Annotated in this window: 13 protein-coding genes; 8 read left to right on the top strand and 5 right to left on the bottom strand. The window is 51.6% G+C overall.

Annotated elements, in window-relative coordinates:
* The first annotated feature begins 39 nt into the window (after positions 1-39).
* The 4 genes from MKO97_RS00755 to MKO97_RS00740 are packed head-to-tail and all read left to right on the top strand — an operon-like array spanning position 40 to position 6,015.
* Positions 40-2,205 (top strand): S9 family peptidase, encoded by a 2,166-nt coding sequence (locus MKO97_RS00755; protein WP_241104168.1) that lies wholly within the window; start codon positions 40-42, stop codon positions 2,203-2,205.
* An 18-nt stretch (positions 2,206-2,223) separates the two neighbouring features.
* Positions 2,224-3,930, top strand: a complete 1,707-nt coding sequence (locus tag MKO97_RS00750) for a peptide MFS transporter (protein WP_241104167.1) — start codon at positions 2,224-2,226, stop codon at positions 3,928-3,930.
* A gap of 55 nt (positions 3,931-3,985) precedes the next feature.
* Positions 3,986-5,497, top strand: coding sequence for a peptide MFS transporter (locus tag MKO97_RS00745; RefSeq protein WP_241104166.1), 1,512 nt, complete (start codon positions 3,986-3,988; stop codon positions 5,495-5,497).
* A gap of 53 nt (positions 5,498-5,550) precedes the next feature.
* On the top strand, positions 5,551-6,015 hold the full coding sequence (locus tag MKO97_RS00740; RefSeq protein WP_241104165.1) for a thioredoxin family protein: 465 nt from the start codon (positions 5,551-5,553) through the stop codon (positions 6,013-6,015).
* Between the two features lie 4 nt (positions 6,016-6,019).
* Here the strand turns inward: MKO97_RS00740 and MKO97_RS00735 are convergent, their stop codons facing one another.
* The 4 genes from MKO97_RS00735 to surE form a co-directional block, all read right to left on the bottom strand.
* On the bottom strand, positions 6,020-7,984 hold the full coding sequence (locus MKO97_RS00735) for a ComEC/Rec2 family competence protein (protein WP_241104164.1): 1,965 nt from the start codon (positions 7,982-7,984) through the stop codon (positions 6,020-6,022).
* 167 nt (positions 7,985-8,151) lie between these two features.
* Entirely contained in the window at positions 8,152-8,823 is a 672-nt protein-coding gene (locus tag MKO97_RS00730; RefSeq protein ID WP_241104163.1) for a C40 family peptidase, read from the bottom strand.
* Positions 8,824-8,988: 165 nt separating this feature from the next.
* On the bottom strand, positions 8,989-10,119 hold the full coding sequence (gene lpxB / locus MKO97_RS00725; protein WP_241104162.1) for a lipid-A-disaccharide synthase: 1,131 nt from the start codon (positions 10,117-10,119) through the stop codon (positions 8,989-8,991).
* A 1-nt stretch (position 10,120) separates the two neighbouring features.
* A complete protein-coding gene (gene surE, locus MKO97_RS00720) occupies positions 10,121-10,891 on the bottom strand; it encodes a 5'/3'-nucleotidase SurE (protein ID WP_241104161.1) in 771 nt (256 codons plus the stop codon).
* A gap of 143 nt (positions 10,892-11,034) precedes the next feature.
* Between surE and MKO97_RS00715 the strand changes: the two genes are divergently transcribed.
* The 4 genes from MKO97_RS00715 to MKO97_RS00700 all read left to right on the top strand — a co-directional run bounded on the left by MKO97_RS00715 (position 11,035) and on the right by MKO97_RS00700 (position 18,945).
* Positions 11,035-13,260 carry a carboxy terminal-processing peptidase gene (locus tag MKO97_RS00715; RefSeq protein WP_241104160.1) on the top strand — a complete coding sequence of 742 codons (2,226 nt, stop codon included), beginning with the start codon at positions 11,035-11,037 and terminating at the stop codon, positions 13,258-13,260.
* A gap of 108 nt (positions 13,261-13,368) precedes the next feature.
* A complete protein-coding gene (locus tag MKO97_RS00710; protein ID WP_241104159.1) occupies positions 13,369-16,002 on the top strand; it encodes a gliding motility-associated C-terminal domain-containing protein in 2,634 nt (877 codons plus the stop codon).
* The gene (locus tag MKO97_RS00705) at positions 15,999-16,931 is read left to right on the top strand and encodes a type IX secretion system membrane protein PorP/SprF (protein WP_241104158.1); all 933 of its coding nucleotides are present in this window, start codon (positions 15,999-16,001) and stop codon (positions 16,929-16,931) included. The genes MKO97_RS00710 and MKO97_RS00705 overlap by 4 nt, the downstream gene beginning before the upstream one ends.
* A 1-nt stretch (position 16,932) precedes the next feature.
* Entirely contained in the window at positions 16,933-18,945 is a 2,013-nt protein-coding gene (locus tag MKO97_RS00700; RefSeq protein WP_241104157.1) for an OmpA family protein, read from the top strand.
* Positions 18,946-18,951: 6 nt separating this feature from the next.
* On the opposite strand, the gene rodA is transcribed toward MKO97_RS00700, so the two are convergent.
* Complete coding sequence (gene rodA / locus MKO97_RS00695) at positions 18,952-20,208, bottom strand: rod shape-determining protein RodA (protein WP_241104156.1); 1,257 nt, start codon at positions 20,206-20,208, stop codon at positions 18,952-18,954.
* Position 20,209: the final 1 nt, after the last annotated feature.

Below are 20,209 nucleotides of genomic sequence, written 5' to 3'. Positions count from 1 at the left end.
TCAGTAAAATTGGAGGTTATTTCAGGTAACAACATTCGAATGCAGCTAAAAAAACTCTGTTTCTGCCTGTTCGTGATGACGGCCACCGTCTTCGGGCAGAAGAAAATTACGATTGAGGACATTTACGGAGGCACCTTCCGTACGAAAGGCATGGACGAGTTCGCCGCCATGCACAACACCAACCAGTATACGGTTCTGAATTTTGACCGGGGCACCCAATCGGCCCGCATCGACCTGTACGATTTTGCGACGCTGAAGCAGGTGGCGACCCTGATCAATACCCGTGATTATCCGGAACTGGCCGATGGTATCGACACGTATACCTTCAGTGCGGATGAGCGTAAGATCCTGATCGGGAATCATTCCAATCCGATTTTCCGTCATTCGTTTACGGCGGACTACTTCCTTTTTGACATTGCGTCGAAGAAATTGACGCGCATACTGGAGGGGGTGCAGGAGCCGACCTTCTCACCCGACGGCACGCGTATCGCCTTCGGAAAGGAAAACAACCTCTATGTGTATGACATTGCGTCCGGTGCCACCCAACAGGTGACGACCGACGGCAAGAAAAACAGCATTATAAACGGTATCACCGACTGGGTGTATGAGGAGGAATTCGCTTTCGTGCGGGCCTTCGACTGGAGCGCCGACGGGAAGAACCTGGCGTGGATCCGGTTTGACGAATCGGAAGTGCCCGAGTTTTCGATGAGTGTGTATGGAAATGAACTGTACCCAGCCACCGAAACGTTCAAGTACCCGAAAGCGGGTGAGAAGAATGCGGTGGTATCGCTTTTCGTACGGAATCCGTCCGGCACTACGACGGAGATCAAATTGGGCAATTACCAGGATTTCTATATCCCACGCATCAAGTGGACGAATGACCCGAATATACTGTCGGTGCAGGTCATCAACCGCCACCAGGATAATCTCGACCTGTTGTTTGTGGATGCGCGCACAGGTGCCGTTCGTGTAGTCCTGAATGAAAAAGACAACGCGTATATCGACATTACGGATAACCTCACCTTCCTCGCCGACAACAGTTTCATCTGGACGAGCGAGAAAGACGGGTTCAACCATATCTACCATTACGACAAATCTGGTAAGTTGCTGCGCCAGGTCACCAAAGGCAACTGGGAAGTGACGGCGTATTACGGACTTGACGAGAAAACGAAAACCATCTTCTACCAATCGACCGAGAACGGATCGATCAACCGCGATGTCTATCGCATCGGTATTGACGGAAAAGGTAAAGCGCGGCTCACGTCGCAGACCGGCTTCAATGACGGCAAATTCAGTACGGATTTTAAGTTCTTCATCAACACGTTTTCCAGTGCGCTGGTGCCGCCTACTTTTACCCTTAACGACGCGAAAACGGGTAAGGTGGTGCAGGCCATACAAGACAATACGGCCTTGCTTGAAAAACTAAAAGCCTACAATCTCCCTACCAAAGAATACTTCGTGCTGAAAACCCCGAAAGGTGATGAACTCAACGCCTGGATGATCAAGCCGAAGGATTTCGACCCGGCAAAGAAGTATCCGCTTTTTATGTACCAATACTCGGGTCCGGGTTCGCAGCAGGTCGACAACACCTGGAACGGATACGACGATTATTGGTTCATGATGCTGTCGCAACAGGGTTATATTGTAGCCTGTGTTGACGGGCGTGGAACAGGCTTCAAAGGGGCGGCGTTCAAAAAGATCACCCAAAAGCAGTTGGGTAAATACGAAGTGGAAGACCAGATTGCGGCGGCCCAGGTAATGGGAGGCTATCCGTATATCGACAAAACGCGGATTGGCATTTTTGGCTGGTCGTACGGCGGTTTCATGGCGTCGAACTGTATTTTCCAGGGTGCAGACACCTTCAAGATGGCCATTGCGGTGGCACCGGTGACGAGTTGGCGGTATTACGACAGTATCTACACCGAGCGCTATATGCAGACGCCACAGGAAAACCCGGGTGGCTATGACGATAACTCGCCGATTACGCACGTTAGGAAGCTGAAAGGCAAGTTTCTGTTGATTCACGGGTCGGCTGACGACAATGTGCACGTACAGAATTCGATGAAGATGATCGAGGCGCTGGTGCAGGCCAACAAGCAGTTCGACTGGGCGATCTACCCCGACAAGAACCACGGGATCTACGGCGGTATGACGCGGGTGCAATTGTATTACAAAATGACGGATTTTATTAAGGCTAATCTATAACCAACCAAAAACTATATTATGAGTGAACAAGCGGTAAAGACAGGACATCCTAAAGGACTTTGGGTATTGTTCGGAACGGAAATGTGGGAGCGTTTCAACTTTTATGGAATGCGCGCCATCCTGACCTTATTCATGGTGCATGCCCTGATGCTTGGCGAATCCAATGCTTCGATTATCTATGGCGGATTTCTTGCTTTGTGCTACCTGACACCCCTTCTCGGCGGTTTTATTTCAGATAAGTATCTTGGGAACAGGAACTGTATACTGTTGGGGGGAAGTCTGATGGCAATCGGACAGTTCCTCCTGTTTTACAGCGCCACGAGCTATGACACCGATCTGGATCTGTCGAAAAGTGTTTTCTGGCTTGGACTGTTTATCATCATTTTCGGCAACGGGTTCTTCAAGCCGAATATTTCCTCGATGGTAGGCAGCCTCTATCCACCGCAAGAGAAGACAAAGTTGGATTCCGCGTTTACGATTTTCTACATGGGCATTAACATTGGCGCTTTGCTAAGCCAATATTTTGTGCCGCTTTTTGCCGATGTTAAAGTCGGGAAAGTACAAGATCCTACCGTTTTCAAATGGGGCTATCTGATGGCCTGTACGGCAATGATCATCGGAACCTTCGTGTTCCTTTTTCTGAAGAACAAGTATGTGGTAACACCGACGGGCGCTCCGATTGGTGCCCGTCCGAACAAGGATGCGGCCTCGGGCGAAGTAGTGGAGCAGGCGAAATTCTCATCTAAGTCGATTGGGCTTGTGGGTGTGCTGTTCGTTATACTGTTTTTCGTCTTCCGTTATCTCCACGTGGGAGAATTCGGATTTACGCACTTCGAGATTGGAACGCTCGTCAAAGGTATCATATATCCAATCATTTATGGTTCTGGCATTTCGTTGGCCGTTTTGATTTTGCTGGATTCTACCCTTACCAAGGTCGAGATCCAACGTATTCTCGTGATTTACATCATTTCATTCTTCATCATCTTTTTCTGGGCGGCATTTGAACAGGCGGGTTCGTCGTTGACGTTCATTGCTTCCAACCAAACGGACCGTTTCTTCCTTTTCGGCGAGATGCCGGCTTCCATGGTGCAGATATTCAATGGCTTGTTCGTTGTATTTCTTGCCCTTCCGTTCAGTTTGTTGTGGGATAAACTTCGGGCATCGGGTAAAGAGCCTATTTCTCCTATGAAACAGGCGATCGGTCTGGCACTTATTGCCCTGAGCTATTTCATCATCGCTCACAATGTAAAGGACTTAGGGAACACCGGATTGTTGGCGATTAAATGGCTCATTCTTCTTTATTTTATCCAGACATTGGGCGAATTGTGTCTGTCACCAATTGGATTGTCGCTGGTTGGTAAGCTCTCACCTAAACGGTTCGCTTCGTTGTTGTATGGTGTGTTCTTTATCTCGAATGCCGCGGGATATGCCCTTGCCGGGACGCTGGGAGCGCTTATTCCTGCCACGGGCGACAAATTTGAGATGGCAGAGAAGATGGGGGTCAACCTGCAGGACGTCCTTGATAAAAAGGTTACCCTTAGCGTGGAACAGGTAAAGCTGTTCGCGGAGAAGCAGATTGCTACGGAATATCCCACATTTGTAGGTTTTACCATCCACAACCTCTTTGAGTTTTTCATGGTATTCGTTGTGCTTTGCGGTATCGCGTCACTCTTGCTGGCACTGCTTACGCCGGTCTTGAAGAAAATGATGCACGGCGTGCGCTAATAACCCATTACTAACTATGCCGCGTCGTTTTTGATGCGGCATTTTTTTTACCCATATGGAAAATTCCTATACACTCGAATCGATCCAAGGTTTTAAGGGCAAGTATCCCAAACAGTTGTGGTACCTCTTCTTCAGCGAGATGTGGGAGCGCTTCAGCTTCTACGGGATGCGGGGGATGCTGGTCGTATTCATGACCCAAAAACTCTTAATGGACGATCAGACGGCCCAGTTGCAGTATGGTGCGACACAGGCATTCGTCTATGCATTTACCTTCATCGGCGGCTTGTTCGCTGACAAGTTTCTGGGCTATCGACGATCGCTTTTCTGGGGCGGACTCCTGATGATTGTCGGAAGTATTATACTTGCCGTCAACCCCACTGAGTTCTTTTTTGTGGGCATCAGTTTCACTATCGTCGGAACTGGTTTTTTCAAACCCAATATCTCTACCATCGTCGGGAAGCTCTATAAGGAAGGCGATCCGCGGGTGGATGCCGGATTTTCGCTCTTTTATGCCGGCGTAAACCTTGGCGCCTTGATTGGCGGGTACCTCTGCATTGCCGTGGCTAACGGGAATATGCTGGAAAGTTTGGTGCCCGAGCCCCTTCGGTGGAACGTGGCCTTTGGGTTTGCGGCGATCGTCATGATTGTCAGTTTGCTTACGTTTACCCAAACACAAAAAAGCCTGGGTGAAATTGGGTTGTCGCCGTTGCTGCATCTCGAGAAAAACAAACGGATGTTGCGGGAAAGCCTGATCTATATCGGTTCACTGGCGGTTATTCCCCTTATCATGACCATGGTGTCAAAGACCGAATACACCGATATTTTCATGTTTATCATCGGGCCGGCCGCATTGGTTTATCTCTTTATCGAGATGTTACGCTTTTCGAAGGCCGAGAATATGAAGTTACTCGCGGCCCTGGTTTTCATCATTTTCTCCATTTTCTTCTGGGCCTTTTTCGAGCAAAGTGGCGGTTCACTCAGCCTGTTTGCACTTAACAATTTGTCGGATCATTTCGTAGGCATCAAAATGGACCCTAATGGCGTAAACAATTCGGCTAACTCGTTGTTCGTGATTCTCTTTGCCGCATTGGTCGGTATGGGATGGCTTGCGCTGGGCAAACGAAAGCTGGAACCTGACACGACGGTGAAATTCGGCCTTGGTTTCCTGTTCCTGGCGGCGGGTTTCTATGTGTTCTACCTCTGTAAGAACTACGCGAACGCGGAAGGCGTGACGTCATTGGAATTTTTCACCTTTGGCTGGTTTATCATCACTTTCGGGGAACTGTGTTTGTCGCCTATCGGTATGTCGGCCATGACGCGCTTATCGCCGCAAAAGACACAGGCGGTGATTATGGGCATGTGGTTCCTGGCGAGCGCGTACGGGCAATACTTCGCCGGTTTATTGGGTGCCAATATCGCCGAGGCATCCGAAAATGCCAACAACTACGAGAAACTGATGACCTACACCAAAGGATACGAGCAGTTGGCACTATATGCCCTGATTCTCGGCGTGGTGCTTATCGCGCTGTCGCCGTTGGTGAAAAAATTGATGCACGGCGTGCGATAATATCCTATCTTAGGCACTGTTTTTGTAACCCATCCTATAAATAGCATTCTGAAATGAAAAAAATGGTTCTCATAGCGTTTTTCCTGATGGCAGGATACAGCGCACAAGCCCAGGAACTGACCTGGCACAACGACCTTTCAAAGGCCTCTGAATTAGCGATCAAATCGAAAAAGCCCCTTCTGTTGTTCTTCACTGGAAGTGACTGGTGCGGCTGGTGTATGCGTTTGCAGAAGGAAGTACTCACCACGCCGGATTTCGCCAAATGGGCGAAAGACAATGTCGTGCTGGTAGAACTCGATTTCCCGCGCCGTAAGCAACTGCCAGATGACATTAAGAAGCAGAACGCCGATATGGAACAATTGTTCGGTATCCGCGGCTATCCTACCATTTGGTTGGTCACGCCATCCAACAAAGATGGTAAAGTGAGCTTTGACCGTCTGGGTAGCACCGGCTATGTGGCAGGCGGACCGGCAAAATGGCTGGAAGGCGCAAATGCCATCCTGGCCAATAAAAAGTAACGGTTTATTCCCTACAATAGAATCCCTTTTCGGCAGTAGCATGAAAAGGGATTTTCATTTTATGGCAAGTAGTCCGCCATCGGTTTACATAACTCTTATAATTGGAACCATCCGCTACCACCTCCTGCGGGTGAAGTTGGCGTAGCATTCGCTCGAGGTTTATTTTGGGCGAACCGGTCATGATGACGATGTCGGGTTTGCCTGCAAAGCAGCCACTGCTGTCGATGACGAGAATGCGTTTCCCGGCCGCATACAGACAGTTTTGCAAAGGCCGCACCCCAATCGTATCCAATCCTAATGCCGATTTGAGTCCGCCCTGACGGTGTAGGGCAGCCGTGGAGGTGAGATAGCCGGCTCGTCCGCGTATGCACAGGTATTCGGTAGTTCTGGGCCGTTGCATTACGTAAAACGCATCCCGACCTGTATACTGTTGGTTTTGGAAGAACACTGTGGCTTGCAGGCACAGCACGCTGATTGCCGCCAGCCGTATCGTTCGGTAGGAGGGATGTCGCAACGCGCCGGAGAAGGCAATAATGGCCATGTATCCCATTACAAGCATCGAAAAAGGGAAGTACACGTCTCGGATGACCATTCCGTCAATGGTGGCTATCCGGTGTATGACCTCATTCATCGCCCACAGAAGCCGGTCGACGATCAACACGAACCATGAAGGCAAAAACCCCAGCAGTGCGCCCACCATCGACAGTACGCCCGCTGCCATGATGATACCGAGTACGGGCACGATCAATAGGTTGGTCAGGAAAAACAGGCCCGGAAACTGGTGGAAGTAATACAAACTCAAGGGTAACACCCCCAATTGGGCCGAGAACGAAACCGTCAACAGGCCCCAGATATACCGCAACATTCGGTTTTCGAAGGGGGCGATGCGGTCAAAGAAGGGCTGCAGCCACACGATGAAAAACAGCGACAGGTAGCTAAGTTGGAACCCGGCGTCGTAAAGGAAACCCGGCGAAACGGCCAGGATGACCAACATTGACACACAGAGCGTATGGAGCAGGTTGCCGTCTTTCCGCAACAGCGTACCACCTGCCACAAAGCTGAACATGGTGGCCGATCGTATGACCGAGGGCGACAAACCCGCCACGCAGGCGAATCCCCAAAGGAAGAGCAGTACGAGCGTAAACCGCAGGAGGTTCCATTTACGCGATTGGGGAAGGGGGCGCAGGCAGAACAAGACGAATCCGAGCAGAAGTCCGACGTGCAAACCCGATACGCTCAGAATGTGCACGGCACCCGCATACTGATAATCGGCCAGTGTTTCCTTCGGAATATCAAGTTGTTTCCCTAGCGCCAATGCCATCAACACCTGCAATTCCGTTTCCCCCATCCCCTGACGGCGGAAGCTATTTTCGAGGCGTTGTTGCATCAGGGCGATGGCGCGTCCGAAGGTGGGGGGTGCAGACGGCATGACTCGCCAATCACCCGATTTCGGATACAAAGTGGCATAGATTGATTTATTCGCCAGATAGTCGCCATAATCAAAGTCGCTGGGCTGGGCCGGTGGACGGGCGCGGTGCATACGTCCACGTACGACCAATTGGTCGCCCGGAAAAAGGGTGGGCGTTCGCTTTTTGGGCAGGCATACCAATAGCTTGCCGCAGGCTTCCTTACGGTCGATAGCCGAAACGGTAACGACCAGTCGGCTATAGTAGTGGGAGGGACGCAAACGTTCGGTTACCGTAGCGGTAAAGGCATGCGGTGCGTTTTGATCGAAGTGTAGGTAATGGCTGGCGAAACGCCGCTCATCGTGTAGGCGTGCGTCGGTCCACCCCAACACGATGGCACAGATGGCAACCGCCGCCAAGGTCCGGTACGGGCGCCACAGCAGGGCCAGTCCGAAGGGTAGTAGAAACACAACAAGCGCCGGCAGTCCGTCGGGTAGAAAACGTCCGGCGAGCAGACCGGTTATAAAGAAGGGGAGTACCCGTACTAAAGGAAATCGCCACATATCGATTAAATTGAAAAGGAGCGAATTGCTCCGCTCCTTTTGGGATATATATGCGACACACAGCGCGTGTAATCATCCTGGCAGTGGGCTTCGCTGCGGTCGATGTGGTAAAAGTAGTACGATTGGAAGACGGCAAAGTACGGTTTTGCCGCATGAAATGTTAAAACTTACAGCACCCGGTTGGCCTGCACAAAGGTGCGCTGGTAGTAGGGCTCTTTGGTGGACGAGATGATAACGCCTTCGCTTGTAGAGGAGTGGATGAACTTGACTTCATCGCCGTTTACTTCCACCACCATTCCGACGTGGCTGATGCCGTTTCGACGGCTGGTGCGGAAGAACACCAGATCGCCCTTGCGGACGTCTTTCAGGTCGACCTTCGCTCCCACTTTGGCCATTTCCCACGAACTGCGGGGCAATTTCTTATCAAACAGGCTGAACACCGCGGTCACCATTCCGGAGCAATCCATGCCCGCCGGTGTAGTGCCGCCGCCATGATACGGAACGCCAATGAAGGTCATGGCATTGTTGATCATCTGGATGGCTGTGTAGGGAACGCCGTTGTCGGTAAGGTCAAGGTCGGTATCCTCTTTGTCGTTGAGGATAGAGGGCTTGGTTGCCGGGGCCGGTTTTGGGGTTTTGCGCACCTCTTTACGCGGCTCGACCGCTACCGTTGGTTTTGGCTTTTCCGCAGCGGCTACCTCTACCTTTTTGTCAGACGGTTTCTGGTAAATACCCTTTTTGATCGCTTCCTTCTTGGATGTCACAATCTGAGCGTGTCCGATAAACGGAACCAGTAGTATCAAAAGGAACAGAAGGCGAAGCGTTCTTTTTGTCTGCATATTTTATCTTTTATTTTTCGGCAATGACGCCTTAGCTTTATTAATAAAATGGCTTCCAAAAAAGGGAACCGGGGTTTAGTGTCAGGAAAACAAAACGCGAAGCGTAGCACGTTTCGTATCAAAGAGGTCGCTAAAATAGCAAAAAAGGACCTAAAAATGTAAACTTTAACGTTTCGTTTGCGCCGCTTTGACCTTCTCAAAAATGGCCTTTGCCGTGGTGCTACTGGCGCCGACGCCGCCTAATTTTTCTTCGAGTGCGTCATACTGCGACAGCAGGTTTTTCCGGTGTGTGGGGTCGAGTAGTTTTGCCAATTCCCGACGTAGGTTGTCAGTTGTGAGCTCGTTCTGGATGAGTTCGGTTACGACGGGGGCGTCCATGATGAGGTTGACCAGAGAAATATACTTGAGGGTAATGATGCGTTTGGCGATTTGGTAGGAGATCCAACTCCCGCGGTAGCATACGACTTCCGGCACTTTGAACAGCGCGGTTTCGAGCGTGGCCGTGCCGGAGGTCACCAGGGCGGCATCGGCATGTTCGAGGAGGTCGTAGGTGCGGTTGGAGATGAACCGTACGTTCTTCCCGTCGAGGAAGCGTTCGTAAAAGGCGGGTTCCTGGCCGGGTGCGCCTGCAATGACGAACTGGTGGGTCGGGAAGTCGGGAACGACCGACAGCATCACTTCGAGCATTTTCGTGATCTCCTGTTTCCGGCTTCCGGGCAAAAGTGCTACAATGGGCTTGTCGTCAAGTTGATGCATCGCAAGGAAGTCCGCCTGCGCGATGGGTTGGCGGTCTTTTATCGCATCGATCAGCGGATGCCCGACGAAGGTCACATCATAGCCATGCTTTCCTTCGTAAAAATCCTTTTCAAACGGCAGGATGACATACATCTCGTCGACATCGCGTCGGATGGCTTTGATACGATTTTCCTTCCATGCCCAAATCTGGGGCGAAATATAGTAATGGGTGGGGATGCCTTTTTCTTTCGCCCACTTAGCGATACGCATGTTGAAGCCCGGGTAGTCGATGAAGATGAGGGCATCGGGGGCAAATTCGGCGATATCGTCTTTGCAGAAGCGGATGTTTTTCAGGATGGTGGACAAATTCGACACCACTTCCGCGAACCCCATGAAGGCCAGGTCGCGGTAGTGTTTCACGAGTGTGCCGCCTGCCTGCTGCATCAGGTCGCCGCCCCAACAACGGATGTCGGCCTCCGCATCGATCTGCCGGAGGGACTTGATGAGGTTGGATCCGTGAAGATCGCCCGATGCTTCGCCTGCAATGATGTAGTATTTCATATCAGAATTTCCACGTATTGAGTTCCTGGATCGCATGGTGGGCGGTCAGGTCGAACTGCACCGGCACGATCGATACATATCCGTTATCGAGCGCCCATTCATCGGTGTCTTCCCCCTTGTCGAGGTTGATGAATTCGCCTGTCAGCCAGTAGTAATCACGTCCCATCGGACTCGTGCGTTTGTCGAATTTCTCCTGCCAGAATGCTTTGGCCTGCCGACAGATACGAATCCCTTTAATAGCGCTTTCGGGCAATTTTGGGAAATTGACGTTGAGGATGACCCCGGGCGGCAAACCGTTTTCGAGCACATTACGGGCAATGGTGTCGACGAAGGAACGGGTAGGAGAAAAGTCGGCATTCCAGTCGTAGTCGCGCAACGAGAAGCCGATGGCCGGAATTCCTTCAATGCCCGCTTCAACCGCCGCACTAAGCGTGCCGGAATAAATGACATTGATCGACGAATTCGAGCCGTGGTTGATGCCCGACACACAGAGGTCGGGTTTGCGATGGAGGATTTCGTTTACGGCAAATTTGACGCAATCGACCGGCGTGCCCGAACAACTGTATTCGGGAATCGCATCGCCTTCTTTGCTGATGTGGTTGAGGTAGAGCGTATTGTTTATGGTAATCGCGTGGCCTGTAGCGCTTTGTGGTTTGTCAGGGGCAACGACGACCACGTCACCGATGGCGGCCATGCAGGCGATGAGCATCCGGATACCGGGTGCGGTAATTCCGTCGTCATTGGTCACGAGAATCAAAGGTTTTTTCGCCATAAGTGTAACGTTTCGCTCCGCAAAAATACGTATTTTGCAGGTGAGCGGGGACGCACGTCGTCCGATTATACGTTTAACAAAAAATTATGCGGGGGTGCGGACGCTCCGCCTTGTTTTTCCTTAATTTAGTTCGCTTAAATCCAATGAACGCTATTTTTCAATTTATGAAAAGGAATTATAAGTTGCTGACCGTCGTCGGCCTGGTATCGCTTGCGCTTTTGAGTTTCATTCCATTTAGGGGTTCTAAGGAAGGGGATCCGGAAAAAGACAAGATGTTGCTGGAACTTTTGACGTTTGTCATCGAGCGGGGACACTACCAACCGAAGCAAATCGATGATGACTTCTCGAAAGGGGTCTACAAGGATTATCTGGATGCGCTGGATCCGTCCAAACGTTTCTTCCTGCAATCGGATATCGACGAGTTTTCCAAGTATGAAACCCAGATCGACGATGCCATCAAGAACAAGGACCTTACGTTTTTCGACCTCACCTACGACCGTCTGCAAGAGCGTATTGCGGAAAGTAAGTCGTATTACAAAGACATCCTCTCCAAGCCATTCGATTACACGGTAAATGAGGAAATCAATACCGACTATGAGAAGCTGCCGTATGCCAAAACCAAAGAAGAGATAAAGGATACATGGCGTAAGCAAATCAAGCTGTCGACGCTTTCATCGCTGGCGGACCGGCTTGACATACAGGAAGGCAAAAACAAAGAGGAAAAAGATAAGAAAAAAGGCGGAGTGCCTATCAAGACGAGCCTGAAAACCGAACAGGATAATACGCCCAAAACCTTTGAAGAACTCGAAAAAGAGACACGCGAAACCGCTCTAAAATCGCTTGATGAGCAATTCAGCTTCCTGGCTGACCTTGATCGTGCCGACTGGTTCTCGGTGTTTGTGAACGCCATTGCTGAGCGGTTTGATCCGCATACTTCCTATATGGGGCCCGAGGATAAAGATAAGTTCGACATCAGTATGTCGGGTAAATTGGAAGGAATCGGCGCGCGTCTGCAGAAAAAGAACGATTTCACCGAAATTACGGAGTTGATTTCCGGCGGGCCTGCGTGGAAACAGAAAGAACTGGAGCCGGGTGATGTGGTGCTGAAAGTCGGACAAGGCGATAAAGAGCCTGTGGATGTCGTTGGGATGCGTATCGACGACGTTGTCAAGAAAATTAAAGGGCCAAAGGGCACGGAAGTGCGCCTTACCGTCAAGAAAGTAGACGGTACCATCAAGGTTATCTCACTGATCCGCGACATCGTGGAGATCGATGAGACGTATGCGAAATCCAGTATTGTCAAGATGAAAGACAAACTGTATGGCATCATTTACCTCCCGAAATTCTACATCGATTTTGAAAATAAAGACAGCCGTGATGCTGCCAAAGACATCGCACAGGAAATCGCGCGCCTGAAAGAGCAGGGTGTGCAGGGTATCGCTCTTGACCTGCGCGACAATGGCGGCGGTTCGCTTCGTACGGTAGTGGATATTGCCGGTATGTTTATCGACCAAGGGCCGGTAGTACAGGTGAAGACGGTGGGAAAACAGAAAGAAGTATTGGCCGACACCGACAGCCGTGTGCAGTGGGACGGTCCGTTGGTGGTGATGATCAACAATTTCTCTGCGTCGGCGTCTGAGATCCTCGCTGCCGCTATCCAAGATTATAAGCGTGGTGTAATCCTCGGAAGCAAGCAGTCGTTCGGAAAAGGAACCGTGCAGAATATCATCGACCTCAATCAATTTGTCCGAAACAGCAGTTACGGCGATTTGGGTGCGCTTAAGACCACTACACAGAAATTCTATCGTATCGACGGAGGGTCAACCCAACTTCGCGGTGTGAGCAGTGACGTCGTCGTACCGGATCGGTATTCGTATATCGAAATCGGCGAACGCGACCTTCACAATGCCATGCCGTGGGATAAAATCGATCCGGCTCAGTACCAATCCTGGAAAGGGGGCGATTTAGGAAAAGCCATCACGAACAGCCGCAAACGGGTGGCCGAGAATCCGCAGTTCAAACTGATCGATGAGAACGCCAAATGGCTGGCCGGCCGTCGTGATGAGAACACGTATAGCCTGAACCTCGTCAAATTCCGCAAAGAGCAGGACGATCTCGATAATGACGCCAAACGTTTCAAATCGATCAGCGATTATGACAACCACCTCACGTTCGCGTCTTTGCCGTATGAAGATGAGTTGGTGAAGAAAGACGAAACGCTGAAAGAAAAACGCGATCGTTGGCACGAGGCCCTGACCAAGGATGCCTATATCGAAGAGGCGCTCAACGTGCTTTCCGATATGCAGCAAAATAGCGCGGGTACGTCGGGCCTCAACCTTAAGAAAAAAGAAAAGGTGGTGAAATCGTAACGCCCTACGTCTCGCATACTCAAAAAACGCCTCACCGAGGCGTTTTTTTGTTTTCAGACGGGGAGAAATCCGTTTTCAACTGTTATGTTTACGACATAAACCAACTACATGATTGAAAACGGTTTTGCCCGGCGCTCGCGAAGGGTGTGGATGATGGTATTTTTCGTGACCCTGGGCGGGCTCTTCCATAGCAATGCGCAGTGCGCGGGTGACGACGGCACCATTGAAATTTGCGACTATTCCAATCCGTCTAACCAGTTCCTTGATTTGTTTTCCGTTTTGGGTGGTTCACCTTCCCCCGGGGGCACGTGGTCGTTTCCACTGCCGAGCGGTGCGTTGAATACTTCTACAGGACTTCTTGATACGTGGCAACTGCACCTAAGCGGCGTCTACCAGTTCGCCTACACCGTACCAGGCGCCTGTGCGGACAATGTTGCTATTGCCACCGTCATCATTGGTCCGTGGGCAGGTGTTCCGGCGCCCAACGGCTCGGCCTGCAGCGATGATGAGTCGGTGAATCTTTTCAGTTTCTTTGAAGGTTCTGATCCCGACCCGCAACAAAACGGAACCTGGAGTGATGACAGCAATACCGGGGCGTTATCCGGGAATTTTCTCGATGCAACCCAGGCGGGATTGGGTACTTTTCAGTTTACGTATACCGTGCCGTCCGCCGGTTCATGTCCGCCGGTATCGGCTACGATATTTGTAACCGTACACCGGAAGCCGAATCCGGGAAGTGCCCCCGAACAGGGCTTTTGTGATACCGACGATTTCTCCGCTTACACCGATATCAACCTTCAGGATATATTGTCAGGTGAAGATCCTTTTGGTATCTGGAGCGACGTCGACGGTACCGGCCAGATTTTCGGCTTCTTCGACTCACATATTAACCTCCAGCAGGTCTTCCAAACCTATGGCCCGGGGAAATATAGCTACAGTTATACGGTTTATCCGGCGAATCCGGTATGTACGCCCGAAACGGCAACAGTTGTCTTCGTCATCGAACCGCATATTGACTTCACGGGCGCGACATTGGTGGTGAATTCGGATATCTGTGAGTCGGAAATCGCTACTGCCACCTATCAGGCAACCCTGACCCAGGGCGCTTTTCCGGTTCCGGATGGAACGTATACGTTTACTTATACCATTTCCGGTCCGGCGAATACTACCCTTCAGGGGGAAGCCGATTTTGCGGGAGGGGTGATGACCTTTCCGATTCCGCCTTCGAACTTTCCGGAGGCCGGGGATTACACCATCACGATTGTCCAGATAAAGGATAAGGAAAGTCCGGGCTATTGTCCGAACCCGATTGATGTATCAGACGTACTCTCCATTTTTCCTCTTCCCGAAATCGATCCGGCTACCGTGGCCATTCCTCCGATTTGTTTGGGGGAAGATGCCGTCGCGACGCTATCCGGCAGTGCACTGGCGGATGGGGTCTATGATATGAAATACACGCTTTCGGGTGCCAGTACGCTTCCGGAGACCGCGTTACAACTTACCCTGTCGGGCGGATCGGCGACTTTCATCCTTCCCTCAACACTTTTGCCGAATCCCGGTGCGACGGTTTTGTCGATTACCTACATCCGCAGTGTGGCAACCGATTGCGAAACGACGTCTACGTTTACCCGTACCATCGTGGTCAACACCAAACCGAACACCTCGGCCCTTCAGGTCGTAATTGCCAATTCCTGTGAAGGGGATGTCGTTACGGCGCTTTTGTCGGGATTGGGTTCGCTCTCGAACGTCACGGTAACCTATTCGCTTTCGGGCGCCAATACCGCCACTGACCAGCAAGTTGTAGTATCGGCCTCCGGCGGCAACGCTTCGTTTGTAGTACCGGCCACTTCATTGACGAACACGGGTGCCACGACGCTTTCGATCACCGGACTCCAGAACAACGCTAATGCCTGTGGTGTCGCGACCGCTTCTGCCTCTCGCACGTTTACGATCCAGCCGCTACCCGCTGTTCCGGTGACATCGGATCAGGTCTTTTGTGGCACCGATACGCCTACTGTCGGCCAACTTACGCCTACGGGGGCTACGTTTAGTTGGTATGTGGACGATGTGTCGGATGATGTACTTCCCGCCGATACGTCTCTTACCAACGGGACTTATTTTGTAGCGGTCACCGATCCGGCGACGGGCTGCACGTCGGCGAGGGCACAGGCGAATGTGACGGTCATTACGGTAGATGCACCCGTGTTATTGCCCGGTGGTTCGGCATTTTGTGGTGTCGACAACCCCACGCTGGCGAGCCTGTCGGATAACGTAGGGGCGACGGGCGAGATGTTGTGGTACGATGCGGCCGTCGATGGCGTCTTATTGCCCAACACCACGCTGTTACAGGAAGGTGCCACCTATTACGGATACGATTCTGATCCGGCTACCGGTTGTGTATCGCCCGACGGTATCGCCGTAACGGTAACCCTTACGGACTGTGACCCGACGGAATATGCCTTTATGGTGCCCGACGGATTTTCGCCTAATGGCGACGGCATCAACGATACGTTCCGAATTCCGGAAATTGAGTTCCTGTACCCTGATTTCCGACTCGAAATTTATAATCGCTATGGGAATCTGCTTTTCAAAGGCGCCATCAATAAGCCCGAATGGGATGGTCAGGCCCAATCGGGTGCCGTGATCGATGGCGTCGTGCCGAATGGGGTGTATTTCTATATTCTGTATTTCAACCGTGACGACAAAAGCCCACGACAAGGGCGGCTATACCTGAACCGATGAAGTCATTCTACACGTGTATCGCGCTCTTTGCAGCACTGGCCGCTTTCTCCCAGCAGGATCCGGAGTATACCCACTATATGTACAATATGAACGTGGTAAACCCGGCCTATGCTACGGGTACGACGAATATCCTGAACCTGGGCGGACTCTACCGCTCACAATGGGTGGGGGCAGTGGGCGCGCCGAAAACCATGACGTTTTTTGCCCATATGCCGGTCGACCGTCAGGTGGAACTGGGTCTTTCGGCGATTTCTGACGATATAGGCGATGGCGCCAAAAAGGAAACCAACCTCTATGCGGATTTTGCGTATGTGTTGCAGTTTCGTGGGCAGCACCGCCTGTCACTCGGATTAAAGGCCGGGCTGACGTCGTTGCAGACGAATTTCAATGGGTTCGTTTTTGAAAGTGGCGACCCCGCTTCCGACGCGGCCTTCGCTGAGAATGTCAACATGTCGAAGCTGGGTGTCGGGGCCGGTCTTTACTATTTCACCGACCGCTATTATGTGGGTCTATCGGTTCCGAATTTCCTTTCCTCTCGCCATATCGTCGAACGAAACGGTATACAGTCGTATGGAGGCGAAAAGATGCATACGTTTTTTACCGGAGGCTATGTATGGCCGGTGTCTCCGAACCTAAAGCTGAAACCGGCGTTTATGACCCGTTTTGCGGAAGGTACACCAGCGGCCGTGGATGTGACGCTCAACGCCTTGTGGCGGGATCGTTTTGAATTGGGCGCGGCCTACCGGATCGACGATTCGTTTAGCGGACTGATGGCGTGGCAGGTAAGTCCGCAGGTGCGGATTGGCTATGCCTACGATCATACGCTGTCGAACCTGGGGCAGTTCAATTCGGGCACCCACGAAGTATTCCTGCTGTTTGATCTGAACTTTATGGGACGTGGTTACGATAAATCACCTAGATTTTTTTGATATGGGACGTTTGAAGATAACGATGGTGATAGGCTGCTGGCTGTTGGCGATGGGTGTGTTCGGACAGTCGCAGGACAAGATGATGGCGAAGCGGTATTTTGAACGGACCTTTTATTCGGAGGCTATTCCCATCTACGAACGTCTGATTGAAACGGACGGTTCGCTGGAGGTGGTCCGGAATCTGGCGGATGCGTACTATTTTACGGGTGATTTCGCCAAATCGCAGCCCCTCTACAGACAGTTGCTGTGGAAGTTTCCGGACGCTGTGGATGCTTCCTACACCTGGCGGTACATCCATACCTTGAAGACAGCAGGCGACTATAAACTGGCGGCGGATGTCTATCGGAAGTTTTTGACGAAGACAGGGCAGACCGATGCATTGCAACGACTGGAGAAAGACATTGAGACCCTCGAGAATATCACCGCGATTGGGCCACGGTTTGATATCCGGGGCCTTCCCTTCAATACGCCGTTCAGCGAGTTCGGCGGCAGTAACGACGGCAAGAAAGTCGTATTTGCGGGCGTCAAACGGTCGTCAGGACTTTTGGATAAGAAGTTCAAATGGAACGACGAACGCTACCTGGATTTGCTTGCTGTGACCTCGCCCGAGGATTCTGTGGCGACCTCGTATGCCAAGGAACTGGAAACCGATCTTCACGAAGCGAGTGCGGTTTTTACGAAGGACGGTCGCACGATGTATTTTACCCGAAACTATTTCAAGGATGGCAAGCGGGGCAAGAACGGAAAACGCGTGTCGGTCGTACAACTCTATAAAGCCGAATACGACGCCGGTTGGACCCGCGTGACGGCGCTTCCTTTCAATAGCCCTGATTTTTCGGTCGAGCACCCGGCGTTGAGCCCGGATGAAAAGACCCTCTATTTTTCGTCTGATCGCCCCGGCGGAATCGGGTCATTCGACATCTGGTCGGTCGCCATCGATAATGGCACTTATGCCGAGCCGGTGAACGTCGGTCCGGAAATCAATACCGACCAGCGTGAGCAGTTTCCTTTTGTGGCGCAGGACGGGAAGCTCTATTTCGCCTCCGACGGCCACTATGGCTACGGTGCGCTCGATGTGTATGTTTCAGACGGGAAAACGGTTTATAATGTGGGCTTGCCGTTGAATTCCGGTTATGATGACTTTGCTTTTTCCATTGACCCGGCGACGAAAGACGGCTACTTCTCCAGCAACCGTCCGGGCGGGAAGGGAAGCGATGACATCTATTTCCTCCACGAGACCAAGCCGCTGATTGTCGAAGGCTGCAAACAGGAGATAACAGGGATTATTTCCGACAAGGACACCCAATTGCCGCTCGAAGGTGCAAAGGTGGTGTTGGAGACGGTGGGCGGCACCGCTGGCGAAGAAGTGGTCACGACGGCTGCCGATGGGGCGTTTCGCTTTCGCGTGGCGTGCGAAGCAACGTATAAAGTCTCGGCTTCGAAACCCGCGTATTCCAGTGACAGCCGCACCCTGAAACTGAAGAAAGAGCGCGGAAAGGTCAACGACGCCTCGATGGCGCTGAAGTCTGATGCCGCTATTGAGCAGGAGAAAAAACAGGCGGAAGAAGCGGCCCGGAAAGCAGCGGAGCAGGAAAAGCAGCAGCGTGTGGCCGATATCAAAGCGAAGGAAAAAGACGTGGTGGAAGAGCGCGGCCGACTGGTAATCAAAACCGACCCGATTTACTTCGACTATGATTTGTGGTATATCCGGAAGGACTCGAAACCGATTCTCGACCGCGTCGTCGAACTGATGAAGAAATACCCCGAGATGGTCGTCGAGATCGGCTCGCACACCGACGTGCGGGGCACGTATCGCTATAATGAGGAATTGTCGTCGAAGCGTGCGGCGTCTACCCTTGATTACATTATCGAGCACGGTATTCCGGCAACGCGTATTTCGGCTAAAGGATACGGCGAAAGCCAGCCTATCATCCGTTGTGTGCCCGATGACGCGTGCAACGAAGAACAACACGAGCTGAACCGCCGAAGCGAATTCGTCATCAAGAACCTGTAACGATTCTTACCACTCGTTGACTTTGTTGGCGTCGAGCTTGATAAAGATGAAGAGTAGGACGGTAAAGGCCCAGAGTCCGGAGCCACCGTATGAAAAGAAGGGTAGGGGAACACCCACGGTTGGGAAAATACCCAATACCATCGACACATTCACGAAGAAGTGAATGAAGAGGATGGAGGCCACGCAATAGCCGTATACCCGACTGAATTTCGTTTTCTGTCGTTCCGCCAAATACAAGATCCGGGCGATGAGTCCCATAAAGAGCGCGATTACGACAATCGATCCGGTAAAGCCCCATTCTTCTGCTACGATGGTGAAGGCGTAATCGGTGTGCTGTTCCGGAACGAAGCCTCCTTTTGTCTGGGTTCCTTCCATAAAACCCTTCCCGAACACACCGCCCGAACCCACTGCAATCTTAGACTGGTTGGTGTTATACCCGATGCCTTTTACGTCGACTTCCTCGCCTAACAACACGTTGAAGCGATCGCGGTGGTGTTGTTCAAAGACGTTGTTGAAGACATAGCTAACGGACAGTGTGAACACGGCCACGGCCACTAACACCACCGAACTGAGTATGATGTTCCGGTTGACGATTTTCGATCGGTAGTAATTGAGAATGATCAGTAAAGCGGCGCCCCCGATGATGTAAATCGGTTCAAAAAGAAGACTCATGACAAAAAGCAGGATGGCCGCAAAGCCTGTCCAGAGGTACCAGGAAGGGAGGCCCTCCCGATACAGCACGAAGAAAAACGTCATGAAAATCAACGCACTTCCCGGGTCGTGGGGGACGATGAGCAATATCGGCAGGAAGATGATACCCAACACCTGCACCTGTCGTTGTGTATCCTTTAGGTTGATCTGGATGTCGCTCAGGTATTTCGCCACCGCCAAAGCGGTCGCAATTTTGGCAAATTCGGCCGGTTGCAAGCTGAACGAACCAAAGGAATACCAGTTCGTCTGGCCTTTTACTTCCTTTCCGAACACAAAGAGACCGGCCACCAATAAGAGGCCCGCGACGTAAATGATACTCGTGAACTTCTCATAAAACTTCCCGTCTACGGAGAGTACAATAATGATGAGCGGAATGGCGAGGAAGATGTTGACGAGCTGCTTGCTGTAAAACTGTGAGATATCTGTGAGGTCGGTCTGGCCGCTCTCGGGTATCGTTGACGAATAAATATTGAGCCAGCCCAGCACCACGAGCACGATGTAAATCGTGACCATAACCCAGTCCATATTGCTGCGCGTACTCTGATTCTTCATG

This window comes from Flavobacterium sp. HJ-32-4 (assembly GCF_022532105.1).
In the GTDB taxonomy this organism is placed as follows: Bacteria; Bacteroidota; Bacteroidia; order Flavobacteriales; family Flavobacteriaceae; genus Flavobacterium.
The sequence above is the reverse complement of the archived record's forward strand: the minus strand, read 5'-3'. Positions and strand labels throughout refer to the sequence as shown.